The 13,036-nt window shown below is 70.4% G+C and carries 6 protein-coding genes; all 6 read right to left on the bottom strand.

What is annotated here, in order from left to right; genetic code table 11:
* Nucleotides 1-365 precede the first annotated feature (365 nt).
* Nucleotides 366-530, bottom strand: a complete 165-nt coding sequence (locus ACT3TD_RS09765; RefSeq protein WP_444614998.1) for a hypothetical protein — start codon at nt 528-530, stop codon at nt 366-368.
* Nucleotides 531-659: 129 nt separating this feature from the next.
* On the bottom strand, nt 660-2,276 hold the full coding sequence (locus ACT3TD_RS09760; RefSeq protein WP_444614997.1) for an acyl-CoA carboxylase subunit beta: 1,617 nt from the start codon (nt 2,274-2,276) through the stop codon (nt 660-662).
* 10 nt (nt 2,277-2,286) lie between these two features.
* Complete coding sequence (gene pks13, locus ACT3TD_RS09755; protein ID WP_441588171.1) at nt 2,287-7,311, bottom strand: polyketide synthase Pks13; 5,025 nt, start codon at nt 7,309-7,311, stop codon at nt 2,287-2,289.
* A gap of 157 nt (nt 7,312-7,468) precedes the next feature.
* Nucleotides 7,469-9,343 carry a FadD32-like long-chain-fatty-acid--AMP ligase gene (locus tag ACT3TD_RS09750; protein WP_301441660.1) on the bottom strand — a complete coding sequence of 625 codons (1,875 nt, stop codon included), beginning with the start codon at nt 9,341-9,343 and terminating at the stop codon, nt 7,469-7,471.
* 77 nt (nt 9,344-9,420) lie between these two features.
* The gene (locus ACT3TD_RS09745; RefSeq protein WP_301441661.1) at nt 9,421-10,365 is read right to left on the bottom strand and encodes a cutinase family protein; all 945 of its coding nucleotides are present in this window, start codon (nt 10,363-10,365) and stop codon (nt 9,421-9,423) included.
* Nucleotides 10,366-10,434: 69 nt separating this feature from the next.
* Complete coding sequence (locus tag ACT3TD_RS09740) at nt 10,435-12,786, bottom strand: alpha/beta hydrolase-fold protein (protein WP_301441662.1); 2,352 nt, start codon at nt 12,784-12,786, stop codon at nt 10,435-10,437.
* Nucleotides 12,787-13,036: the final 250 nt, after the last annotated feature.

The raw sequence follows: 13,036 nt of genomic DNA, 5'->3' as shown, positions 1-13,036 counted from the left end.
ATTCCGGGGAGTACGTCCCCGTGGAGGTCAGGTTCCAGGACTGTCTCTAGCGGCAGCAGAGGGATAGTGTCGGTGGATGGAATATGGTTCATGGCAGTGTCCTATCGGCGTCCGGCGAGTGTGTAGAGGAACGGTCGTACAAGGTCGGTGCAGCCGGCACCGGATTCACGGGGACCAGCCAGAGATCGGGCCTGTGGAGGCTCCTAAGGACCTGCGGTCCTGTTTCAGCTCACGCATCGCGGCCTTATGTGCCCGGCGCTCTGCCTGTCGTGTGGCGAGCCTGTCCCGGTCCCCTGCGGTGAGTCGGGCGAGGTCCTGGAGCCGTGCGCGAGTCTGTGCGAGAGTGGCGCGCTGATCGTCGCTGATCATTCGGTGGCCCCTAGGTCGGTGAGGCAGTCCTCGAAGAGCCGTGTGGCGTCGCGGAGGTTCTGTGCGGCTATGGCGGCGGCCCACTGCACGGTGCCCGGCGCGGCGTCTGGGTCGATGTAGGGGGCCGTGGCGTTGTCGATGGTGGCTTGAAGGTCGGTCATAGTGTGCCCTGTTCTGGTGCGGTCAGGGCGACCCAGATGGACGCTCATGTACTCACGTTTGGTCCGTCTTTGGTCCATGTCCATTTCCACCGATGGTCAGTTATACGGCCTGACCTGCACAGACAGTGACTACAGCGGCATGATGGTGTGCTTCTTCTCCGGCTCGAGCACCTGCTTGTCGCGCAGCAACCGCAGCGACTGGCGCAACCGCAGGCGCGTCTGCGCCGGGTCGATGATCTCGTCGACGTAGCCACGCTCCGCCGCCACGTACGGGCTGGTCATGTTGGCGTTGTAGAAGTCCATGAACATCTTCTTCGCCATCGGGCGCTGCTCCTCCGGCATGGCGGCGAGCTGACGGCCCTGGATCATCACCGCGGCGCCCTCGGCACCCATCACGGCGATCTGCGCGGTCGGCCACGCCAGGTTCACGTCGGCACCGAGGTTCTTCGAGCCCATCACCGCGTAGCCGCCGCCGAAGGCCTTGCGCACCACCACGGTCACCTTCGGGACCGTGGCCTCCACCATCGCGAAGCCCAGCCGGGCGCCACGGTGGATCAGCCCCAGCTTCTCCTGCTCGGCGCCCGGCAGGTAGCCCGGGGTGTCGACCACGAAGACCAGGGGGATGTTGTAGGCGTCGCAGATGCGGATGAACCGTGCCGCCTTGTCCGCCGCCTCGGCGTCCAGGCAGCCGGCCAGCGACATCGGCTGGTTGGCGACCACGCCGACCGGGCGGCCGTCGATGCGGGCGTAGGCGGTGATCACGTTCTGCCCGTAGTCCGGCTGGACCTCCAGCACGTCCTCGTCGTCGAAGATGCGGCTGAGCACCTCCATCATGTCGTAGCCGGAGTTCGGATCGTCCGGGATGAGGTCGACGAGCTCGGCGTCGCGCTCGCTCGGTGCGTCCGACGGGGCAGGCACCTGCGGCGTCGCCTCGAAGGCGCTGCTGGGCAGGTGGGCGAGCAGTTCGCGGACGTAACCGAAGGCGTCGTCCTCGTCGCTGCCGACGTAGCTGATGTTGCCGTTGGCGGCCTGCACGCGGGCGCCGCCGAGGTCCTGCATGCTGATCTTCTCGCCGGTCACCGACTCGATGATCTGCGGGCCGGTGACGAACATCGTCGTCTGGTCCTCCACGGCCACCAGGAAGTCGGTGGTCGCCGGGGCGTACACCGCGCCACCGGCACAGTTGCCCAGCAGGATCGAGATCTGCGGCGACTGGCCGGACAGCGGCAGCTGACGCCGGGAGAGCTCGGAGTACATCGCCAGGGACATCACGGCGTCCTGGATGCGGGCTCCGCCGGAGTCGTTGATGCCGATGACCGGGCAGCCGATGCGGGTGGCCATGTCCATGACCTCGCAGACCTTCTTGCCGAAGGTCTCGCCCACCGAGCCGCCGTAGACGGTCTTGTCGTGGGCGTAGACGGCGACGGGACGCCCGTCGACCCGGCCGTAGCCGGTGACCACGCCGTCACCGTAGGGCGCGTCCGGCACACCCGGGGTGCGCCCCAGGGCTCCGATCTCGGTGAACGACCCCTCGTCGAGCAGCGCGTCGATGCGCTGGCGCGGGGTGGTGCGTCCTTCCTCGTCGCGTTTCTGGCGTGCACGCTCGCTGCCCGGGTCCTGCGCCTCCTCGAGGCGGGAGTGCAGGTCGTCCAGCTTCTCGGCGGTGGACCTGCCGGTTCCCGGTGCGGTGCGTTGCGCGGCGACGTCCGCGTCGCCGAACCAGGGGTCTTCGGGTGTTCCTGTCATGGATCCCACGCTAGCGCACCTGGTTCCGCTGGGGGATGTCGCGCAGGTGCTCGGTGATCCGTGCACCGACGATGCCGATGGACGGTTCGTCCGGCACGGCCAGGTGGTCGCCGGCGAGCTGGACGAGCTCCAGGTCGTCGACCACGCCGTCCCAGCCGCCGTCGGCGGGGATGTCGGCGAAGGACGGCTCGAGTTCGATCGCGCCCTCGTGCATACCCTCGGACTTGTACAGCGTGACCGGGGCGGAGACCTCGGCCCAGCGTTCGAAGTCGAGGGTGTTGAGGATGCGGGTGTCCACGAAGCTGGCGCGCTGGTGCTCCAGAACGCCGGCGGCCAGACCGTGCGAGGAGGCGTCGGTGTTCTGCAGGAACATGCTCATCATGCCGATGAGCGCCTCCTCACCCTGGGCCTCGAGCAGGTCGTGCGGGACGGGCAGCTCGATACCGTAGGTCTTCGCGGCGAAGGCGGCGTAGCGGTCCCAGCGCGCGTGCATCTCCTCGGTGGTGTCCGGGGCCGGGTTCGCCGGACGCACCAGGTCGAGCAGCTCCAGGTGGCCCACGGTGACCTCACCGGCCTTCTCCAGGCGGTGGGCGACCTCGAAGGCCAGCGCGCCACCGAAGCTCCACCCGCCGAGGACGACCGGACGGCCGTCGGCCAGTTCGGTGATGTCGGCGACGTAGGCGTCGGCCCGCTCATCCAGCGTGCCCTCCAGACGCTCCACACCGTAGACCGGCACGTCGGCGGGCAGACGCCTGGTCAGCGGCTCGTACACCACGCTGGACCCGCCGGCGGGGTGGAAGACGAAGACCGCCGGGCTGTCCGACCCCTCGGGGCGGGCACGCAGTACACGGATGTTGCCGTCCACCGCGGTCTCGAAGACGTCGCGCACCAGGTTGGCCAGCGGTTCCAGGGTGCCGGCCTCGGCGACCTGGGTGGCGCTGATCTCCGCGCCGGAGCGTTCGCTCAGCCGGGCGGCGATCGCCGCGGCGGTGTCGGCGTCGACCTGCGGCAGTGCGCTGGTGACGCCGGCCGGGGCGGCACCGGTGAGCGAGGCCCACGTGCCGAAGACCATGCGCTCGGAGGCGTCACGCGGGGCGACGCCGACACCCTGGGAGTCGGCTGCCTCGGCGGCCTCGGCTGCCGGTGCGGCGTCGGCGGCAGTCTCGGCACCCTCAGCGGCCGGCGTGTGCGTCACGCCGTCGAGCTTCTCCTGCACCATCTGCTCGACCAGGGAGATGACCTCGTCGACCGAGCCGTCGCGCAGGGCCTGCACGTTCAGCGACGGCAGGTCGAAGTCGTACTCCACCCGGTTCTTGATCCGCATGCCCATCAGCGAGTCCAGGCCCAGGTCGATCAGCGGCAGCTCACCGGGAAGGTCGTCGACGTCGTAGCCCATCGACTCCGACACGATGCTGCGCAGCCGGTCTGCCACGCTCTGCCCGGACTCCGGGGTCCACCGCTCGGAGTCGGTGTCCACCGACGGCAGGGCGTTGCGGGCGCCGGACACCTGGCCTGCGGCCGGCTCCGTCTGCGGCGTCGCGGAGGACGCACCGGCGGCGCCAGCGGCCCCGGCGACACCGGCCGCCATGCCGCCCGCCGGCGACGCGGCGAAGGCCTCACCGGCCAGGCGCGACTCGTCTGCACCGTCCATGGCGTAGACCTGCACACTCAGCCCGCCGAGGGTACGTGCCACCAGGGTGGTCACCTCACCCTCGGTCGGCAGGGAGCCGTAGGTCTCCACCGCGGCGAGCACGGCGTCCGGCACGACCGCTCGCGCGGCGGCCTCGGCGACGGCGTCCACGCTGGGAACCTCCGCGGCGGCGACGGCGAACGCGGTCCGTCCGTCCGGCAGCGCCACCCGGCGCCCCGGCACCCCGCGCACCGACCCGCCGCCGGGACGCGCCGCGGTCCAGTAGCGCTGCAGGTTCCAGTGCACCCCGGGGATGCCGGACACCGCGCGCCCACGGCGCAGCGGGCGCCCGTCGGAGGAGTTCAGGCAACGGAAGTCGACCTCGCCGCCACGCACGTAGAGCTCGGCGACGGTGGCCAGCAGCGTGTCCACGCTGGGCTCCTTGCGCTTGAGCAGGTACATCAGGCTGGACTCGCCGGCGTCGTGGGCGAAGGCGGTGTTCATCATCGGCATCAGCGCGACCGGGTTCGGGGAGAACTCCACGAAGGTGCGGAAGCCCTCGTCGAAGAGCCGTCCGGTGGCGTCCGACAGCCACACCGAGTAGCGGGTGCAGCGCAGGAAGTAGTCCGCGTCGTGCACGGTGTCGCCCGGCTGGTAGACCACGCCGCGGTCCACGCTGCTGTACACCGGGGTGTGGATCGGGAGCGGGGTGATCCCGGCGATCTCCGCGTGGAGCTCACCGAGGATCGGGTCGAGCATGCTGGTGTGCCCGGCGCCCTTGACCTTGAGCATGCGGGCGAACTTGCCCTCGCCCTCCAGGTGGGCCACCAGGTCCGCGACCGGCTGGGCGGGCCCGCCGACCGTGGTCATGCCCGGGGCGGCGTACACCGCCGGCTCCACGGCGGCGAACTGCGGGTTCTCCTTCTGGAACTCCACCAGGTCCTCGACGCCGAGCTCGATCACGGCCATCGCGCCCTGCTTGTCCTCGGGCAGCAGCTTCTCGCCCTCGCCCATCAACCGCGCACGGTGGCAGGCGATGGTCACGGCGTCCTCCATGGACAGCCCGCCGGCGGCGTAGGCGCCGGCGATCTCGCCCATCGACTGGCCCACGATCGCCGCGGGACGCAGCCCCAGGGCGGTCATCAGGTCGGTCAGGGCGATCTGGATGGCGGTGATGCCGACCTGGGCGGTCTCGGTGGTGAAGTTCTGCGCGTCGTCCCGGATCATCTCGACCACGGAGTAGCCGGCCTCCTGCTGCACGACCTCGTCGACGTCGTCGAGACGCTGGGCGAACAGCGGCGACAGGGTGAGCAGCTCCTTGCCCATCTTGCGGTGCTGGGAGCCGAAACCGGAGAACACCCACACCGCGCCCTCGCGCTCGGGGCTGTCGGCGACGGAGATGCCCGCGCCCTTGCGCCCCTCGGCCAGGCGGGTCAGCCCGGCGACGGCCTCGTCGGTGTCGTGGGCGAGGACCACACCGCGCGAGCGGCCGTGGTTGCGCTCGCCGAGCACCCCGGCGGCACCGGCGAGCACGGCGTTGCCGGCCCTGCCGGTCTCCCCCAGCCAGGACGCGATGTCCGCCGCGGCGGTCCGACGCCGCGAGGGCAGCAGCCCGGAGACCGGGAGCAGACGCGGCAGCGCGCGTCCCGCCGGGTCACCGTCCGACTCCTCGCCGCCGTACTCCTGGACGCCGGCCCAGTCGATCACGTCGGGACGTTCGGGGACGTCCCGCGCCGCCGGTGCCGCGCCCTCCGGCGCGACGAGCACGACGTGGGCGTTGGTGCCGCCGAAGCCGAACCCGGAGACGCCGGCGACCGCTGCGCCGGAGTACTCCGGCCACTCGCGCGGGTCCTCCACGACCTCCAGGTGCTCGCGGTCGAAGTCGATGTAGGGGTTGGGGCCGGTGAAGTTCACCGTCGGCGGCAGGACGCCGCGCCGCATGCCGGAGACCACCTTGATCACCCCGGCGACACCCGCGGCCGCCTCGGTGTGGCCGAAGTTCGTCTTCGCCGAACCGAGCAGCAGCGGCGAGGCCACGTCGCGACCGGCGCCGAGGACCTGGCCGAGGGCGCCCGCCTCGATCGGGTCGCCGAGGATCGTGCCGGTGCCGTGGGCCTCCACGTAGTCCACCTGGGACGGGTCGATGCCGGCGTCGGCGTAGGCGGCGGCGAGCACCGCGGCCTGCGCCTCCGGGTTCGGGGCGGTCAGCCCGTTGGACCGGCCGTCCTGGTTCACCGCGGAACCGGCGATCACGGCGAGCACGTCGTCGCCGTCGCGGCGGGCGTCCGACAGACGCTTGAGCACCACGACACCGGCGCCGTCGGAGCGCACGATGCCGTCGGCGTCCTCGGAGAACGCGCGGATGCCGCCCGTCGGGCTCAGCACGCCGAGCTCGGAGAAGGCGATGGTGGCGAAGGGGCTGGCCAGCAGGTTCACGCCGCCGGTGACGGCCACGGAGGCCTCCCCGTCTCGCAGGGCGCGCACCGCCTGGTGGATGGCCACCAGCGACGCCGAGCAGGCCGTGTCCATCGCGACCGAGGGGCCGCGGAAGTCGAAGGCGTAGGAGATGCGGTTGGCGATGATCGCGCTGGAGTTGCCGGTCAGCGCGTACGGGTGCGCCTCGGACGGGTCGGCGCTGATCAGCATGCCGTAGTCGTTGTTCGTGGTGCCCATGAACACGCCCACGTCCGTGCCGCGCAGGGTGTTGGCCGGGATGCCGGCGTCCTCCAGCGCCTCCCACGTCAGCGACAGCAGGATGCGCTGCTGCGGGTCCATGTTCGCCGCCTCGACCGGGGAGAGCCCGAAGAACTCCGCGTCGAAGGAGGCGATGTCGTCGATGTAGCCGCCGGTGAGCACGGCCTCGGCCATGCGCCGGGACATCTCCGGGTCGTCGTCGTACTCGCTCCAGCGCCCCTCCGGGAGCTCGCCGACGCCGCTGCGGCCCTGCTCGAACATGCGCCACATGCCGTCGACACCGTCCGCGCCCGGGTAGCGCCCGGCCATGCCCACCACGGCGATCTGCCGGTCCTCCGGCTCCAGACCGGCACCGGCACCACCGGCACCGCCGCCGTGCGCGGTGCGTCCTCCCGCGACGCCGCGTCCGGTACGCGTGCCACCGGCGAGGACGAACCCGGCCAGTGTGGCGATGGTGTTGTACTCGTAGGCCACCGTGGCGTCCAGGGGCACGCCGGTGAGGCGCTCCAGCTCGCCGGACAGCACCACCACGTCGCGGCTGGACAGCCCGAACTCCTCCATCTGCCGGTCGTCGGTGATCTCAGCGGCGTCCAGGCCGGTGGTGGCCTGGACCCAGTCGCGCAGCCAGGCGCGCATCCCTGCCGGGGTGCTCGGTACGGCCGGTGCAGCGGGAGAGTTCTCGGGACCGGAGAGATCAGACGTTTCAGTCATATCGGGGACGATCATCCTTGTTTCATGGTGGACGGTTGGGAGGGGCGGCCTGAACGGGCACGACGGCCACCGTCAACATGCAATCGACGGTGGCCGTCGCCACGCTACAAAAAGGACGTCAACCACTCTAGTCGACGGTGACGGCGGGGACCGGTCACTACCGGTCGAAGCGGCCGTCCAGGTAGGCGGTGGCGCACACGCGGCGGGCGATCTTGTTCGCCGAGGACCGGGGGATCGTCCCCTGGTCCACGATGCGGATGTCCGCGGGCGTCACACCGTGGGTGGCGGTGACGGCCTGGCGGATGGACGCCACGGCCTCCGCGTCACCGGACGCGGGTGCCTCCGGGTCACGCTCGGCGACGAGGACGAGCTCCTCGGAGCCCGAGTCGCTGCCCGCACCGCTCACCGCGAAGGCGGCGAGCACGCCGGGCAGGACGTGGCCCTGCGTGGCGTCGGCGGCGGTGGCCTCGATGTCCTGCGGGTAGTGGTTGCGTCCGGCGACGACGACGAGGTCCTTGATGCGGCCGGTGATGTAGAGCTGGCCGTCGACGACGACCGCCAGGTCACCGGTGCGCAGCCAGTCGTCCTGCGGGGCGTCCTGGACGGCCGAGCCGTCGGAGAGACGGTTGGCCGCCGGCAGGGAGTTGCGGAAGGTCTCGGTGGTGTCGTCCTCGCGCTCGAGGTAGCCGGCGGCGATGTTGCCGCCGTTGAGCCACACCTCGCCCACGGTGCCCTCGGCGAGCTCCTCACCGGAGGTGGGGTCGACGATGGCCATGAACAGGGACGGGCCGGGCTCGCCGACGCTCATGATCGGCACGGCGTTCTCGGCGTCGTCGGCGACCTCCACGGCCTGACCCTCGGCGAGCTTCTCGCGGTCGAAGACGCGCAGCTTCGGGCGGTCCTCGGTCTGCGGGGTGGTCACGAAGACGGTCGCCTCGGCCAGACCGTAGGACGGGCGCATCGTGGAGCGGCGGAACCCGGCCGGCTCGAAGACGTCGCAGAAGCGGTCCACGGACTGCAGGCTCACGGCCTCGGCACCGTTGATGATGCCCTCGACGTGGCTGAGGTCGATGTCCGCCAGGTCCGCGCGCTTGGCCGGGTCGGCGTAACGCGAGGCGAGCTCCAGGGCGAAGTTCGGGACACCGGTGTACACGTTCACGCCGTCGCCGCGGTCGGCGAGCTGGCCGATCCAGCGACCCGGGTCCTGGATGAAGTCGCGCGGGGCCATGATGTCCTGCGGGATGCCCAGGATCAGCACGAAGGACGACAGGATGATGCCCATGTCGTGGTGGAAGGGCAGCCAGTTGACCAGGCGCATCGGCATCTGCAGCTGGCCGGCCTGGAAGACCTGCAGCACGTTGGTCACGATGCTGCGGTGGGTCAGCACCACGCCGGCCGGGGTGCGGGTGGAACCGGAGGTGTACTGCAGGAACGCCGCGTCGCCGGCGTTCGGCGCCAGCTCCGGGTGCTCCATCAGCGCCATCATCGGGTTCTGCCACTCCTCGGCGAGCGAGTCAGGCAGGGCGTCGATGGTGAGCACGCGGGGACGCTCGGAGGACGGCAGCGCGGCGAAGTGGCTGCGCACGTGGCCGGCGGAGGTCTTGTTCGTGAGCACCACGGTGGGCGTGGACGAGTCCAGGACGGCGGCGAGGTGGTCGGCGTGACCGGGCTCGGTGGGGTCGTAGAGCGGCACCGGGACCGTGCCGGCGTAGAGCGCGCCCATGAAGCCGAAGAGGTACTCCGGGCTGTTGTTGGCCAGGATCGCCACCCGGTCCCCACGCTCGGTGACCTGCTGCAGGCGTACGCAGACCGCCTTGACGCGGGTGTTGACCTCCGCGCGCGTCCAGGTGACGGTCTCCCCCTCGGCACCGGAGGCGAAGTCGTGGAAGGTGATCAGCGGGGTGTCGACCGTCCCCTCCATCTGGGCCATGGTGAACAGCATCTCGCACATGGCGGAGAGCGAGAGCTGGTCCGGGATGGCGATCTCGCCCTTGTCGTCGTAGAACTGCGCCATCGCGTCGCTGATGTCCATCAGGTCTCCCTCGTTACTGTCTGTCGGATTGCTTTCCGCAATGAATCCTATCGTCCCCGGGACGTCTCCCGTGACAATTACCGCCCTTCGGCGATGATGTCGCCGACCCAGTTGTTGATCCACTGCGGGACGGTGCCGCCGTCGACGACGGTGCCGTTGCTGGAGTACTCCGCGTGCACCTTGTTGGCGTCGATGAGGTCGTTGGCACGCTGCACCGCGTTGCCGATGTCCCGCGGCGCACTGCACACCAGGTCGGCCGGGGCGCAGAACTGCAGCGTGCTGTCCTGGAGGGCACCGAAGTCCTGCGGGCGTGCACCGCGCATCGACGCCCCCGGGACGATGGGGCTGACCAGGGCGCTGACGGGGCTGAGCGCGATCTCCGCGCCGATACCGGTGGCGTCGGGGCTGCCGACGAGCTCACCCTTGCCGTCCTCCCGACGACCGTCGGCGATCAACGCGACGCCGGCGACGGCGTCCGCCGGCACGCTGGACTGGCCGTTGCCGATGGCGGTGGCCAGGTCGCCGGTGAGCACCGCACCCTGGCTGAACCCGACCATGATCATGCGGGTGGCCGGGCACTGCTCGTTGACGGCCGTCATCTCGGCCTCGAGCGCGGCGTACCCCTGGTTGCGGGAGTCGTCGTAGGACATCTCGCGCAGCGCCTGGATGTTGCGGAACTGTGCGGCGTAGGGCAGCGTCCAGCTCTTGAGCTGGCCCCCGTCGACACCGTCGCCGAACTCCTCCTGCAACGGCTGGGTGACGTTGAGCAGCAGCGAGTTGGGGTGCGACGTCGGGTGGATCGGGTCGTCGTCCGCGGAGGACTCCCAGGTGCCCGGCGCGGCGAACAGCTGGTAGTCCGGGCAGGACGCCGGCTGCTCCGGGTCGGTGGTGCGGGTGGCGTCCGGCTCGGCGGTGTTGTCGGAGCCTGGGCCGCCGGCTTCGCGGGAGAGCCACGAACCGATGCTGACGACCAGGACGACGGCGAGGACGATGACCGCCGCGATGGTGAGGAACTTTCTCATGGGCAGTCAGAGTACCCCGTTTTCCTGGCAGCGCTCTGCCAGGTGGTGGGCAGCTCGCGTGAGTACGCGTCAGCTCCGGTGCACGGTGCCGTCGGGATCCTGCACCAGCGTGCCGCCCTCGAACTCCACCGAGGCCGAGCCGTCGGCGTGCCCGGTGTAGTCGCCGGTGATGAAGCCGAGCTCGCCGCCCTCGTACCCCTGGGCACGGTAGGCGTCGAACAGTGCGCCGTGGCGGATCACGAAGGTGCCCTTGTCCGAGGTGTAGAGCACCCCGTGCTCGAAGTCGCGGAACTGTCCGCGGGTGCCCTCCGGCGACGCCGCGGTGTCACCGGGCGTGCGGTCCATGTCCGGCAGGCCGAGGAGCCCGTCCGGGCCGTCCAGCTCGTCGTAGCGCTCGGCGATCGCACGGTTCGGCAGGGTGTAGACGGTGTTCCCGCCGTCGGCGCCACCGACGGTGAACAGGGTGCCGCCGGTGAAGTCGGCGCGACGCGAGCCGTCCGACGCGACGGTCTCGTCGCCGGTGAGGAAGCCGTAGCGTCCCCGCTCGAAGTCCTCCCGGCGGTAGGCGTCGAAGAGCGCGCCGTGACGGATCAGCGCCGTGCCGTACTCCTGGGACCAGTAGATGACCCCGTTGTCGAAGTCGGTGAAGTAGCCGGGCACGTGCGTGGCGCTGTGGTCACCGGTCGGGAAGCCCAGCTCCTCACGCTGGGCGACGCTCGTGGCGTCCGTACCGAGGTAACGCGCGGCGATCGCACCGTGCAGCAGGTGCACGTCCCCGTCCGGGGTGCGCAGCGCCGCACCGTTCTCGAAGCGCTGGACCTGGCCGGTGCGTCCGGCGACGGTGATGTCCTCCTCCGGGGCGACCGGGTAACCCCACGCGCCGTACTCCCAGTTCGTGGCGCTCCACTTGTCGACCACGTCCTGGGCCACGGTCACCGGGCCCTTGCCGTCCTGCACCTGCGACCAGTAGATGAAGCCGTGCTCGAACTGCGCCCACGCGCCACCGTCGCGGGCCCAGGAGTCCGGCTCCACCGGGTAGCCGAGCCAGGAGTTCGGGCCGCCGAGTTCGCGGTACTTCGCGCCGGTGCGGCCCCAGGTGGCCACCGCACCGGTCTCCTCGTCCGCGCCGTCCTTCAGGTAGACCACACCGCCACGGAAGTCCTGGGCGGTACCGGTGACCTTTCCGTCCTCGTTCCTGATCTCGTAGACCTCGCTGATGCAGTCGCCGAGGTCGTAGTTGTTCTTGTTCGTGCGGTAACGCTCCACCGCCTCGGCGAAGGCACCCTCGGCCTCGCACTGCACAGAGGTGTCGGACTCGTCGAGCCCCAGGGCGTCCGCCATGTACGGCCACGCCTGCTTCATCTCGTACTCCCAGTACGGCCAGGTGTGTGTGCCATTCGGACGGAACTTCGTCACGGTCTTCACCCCGGCGAGGTTGGCGAAGTTCACGAACGTCTGGCTGGTCACCCGCGACGCCGCCTCCATCGCACCGGAGTTGATGTCCGCCGCGCTGCCCGGGATGTCGCCCTGGGCGTCCCACGCGCCGGCCAGACCGTTGCCGGCGGCCACGTAGACGGTGGTCCCCGCGCGACGGAAGTTGCCGACCAGCAGTTTCGGGTCGTGGGTGAACCACTCCGGCGAGTAGTAGTTGCCCCACATCTTGCGGGCGTCGTAGCCGGCCTGCTCGGTGATCATGCCGAACGCGCGCGGCATCAACGGCGACGAGGTGTCCAGGTAGCCGGAGAAGGACGCCGCGAAGTCGAACATCTCCGCGTTGCGTCCGGCGAGCACCATTGCGCCGGTCGCGCCCATCGACAGCCCGCTGACCGCGCGGCGGTCGTTGGTGCGCCAGCCCTGCTCCAGGATCGGCGGCAGCTCCTTGGTGAGGAAGGTCTCCCACTTGAAGCTCTTGCCGCCGTCCGCCGACTGCCAGTCGGTGAAGAACGACCCGCCGCCGCCGATCGGCAGCACCAGGTTCACGTTCTTGTCCGCGTAGAACCGGACGGCGTCGGTGGCGTAGGACCAGGCGCTCTCGTCCTCGCTGCTGTAGAGCGGGCCGAGCTGCCAGACCGAGGGGAAGGTCTTCTCCGGGGAGCTGTACCAGTCGCGCGCCAGGTGGACCTGCACCTTCACCGTCTCCCCCGGCATGGCGGCGGAGTTGATGTGGAGCTTCACCCACCGGTCGGTGATCCACTCGACCTTCTCCACCGAGACACCGTCCGGCAGTCCCGGCAGGTCCTGCTCGGTGACCGACAGCGGCTCGCGCTCGGGGGCGGCACCGGGGTCCATGAACGCCAGCGGGGAGTTCTCCGGGGCGGTGTCCGTGGCCGCCTCGGCGGCCGCGGCGGCCTCCGGGGAGACCCCCGAATCGTCCTGGGCGGCTTCCTGGGCCGCTTCCTGGGCCGTATCTTGGGCGGTCACTTGGCCGGTCTCTTCGGCGGATGCCGGTGCCAGCGGCGTGAAGATGAGGGCACAGGCCAGCAACGTGCCGGTTACCCGGGCATGCCGCGATGGGCGATGGGACACTGGGGTTCTCCTTGGATGGAAACGTCGGTACAACCCCTGCCTTATCGCCGGGCCCCCAGAAACCGATACACGGTAGTATAAATATCACTTAAAAAGTGACGCAGGACACCCTGCGGGTGCCCCCGTCTCCGCATGTCGAGAAGTG

The sequence above is a fragment of the Corynebacterium sp. AOP36-E1-14 genome (assembly GCF_052377495.1).
GTDB lineage: Bacteria > Actinomycetota > Actinomycetes > Mycobacteriales > Mycobacteriaceae > Corynebacterium.
This window is presented reverse-complemented; position numbering and strand designations above follow the sequence as displayed.

What these genes read in the sequence shown, in the direction of transcription:
- ACT3TD_RS09765 (WP_444614998.1), bottom strand. Translation starts at nt 530, where the DNA reads ATGACCGACCTTCAAGCCACCATCGACAACGCCACGGCCCCCTACATC.
- ACT3TD_RS09760 (WP_444614997.1), bottom strand. Translation starts at nt 2,276, where the DNA reads ATGACAGGAACACCCGAAGACCCCTGGTTCGGCGACGCGGACGTCGCC.
- pks13 (WP_441588171.1), bottom strand. Translation starts at nt 7,311, where the DNA reads ATGACTGAAACGTCTGATCTCTCCGGTCCCGAGAACTCTCCCGCTGCA.
- ACT3TD_RS09750 (WP_301441660.1), bottom strand. Translation starts at nt 9,343, where the DNA reads ATGGACATCAGCGACGCGATGGCGCAGTTCTACGACGACAAGGGCGAG.
- ACT3TD_RS09745 (WP_301441661.1), bottom strand. Translation starts at nt 10,365, where the DNA reads ATGAGAAAGTTCCTCACCATCGCGGCGGTCATCGTCCTCGCCGTCGTC.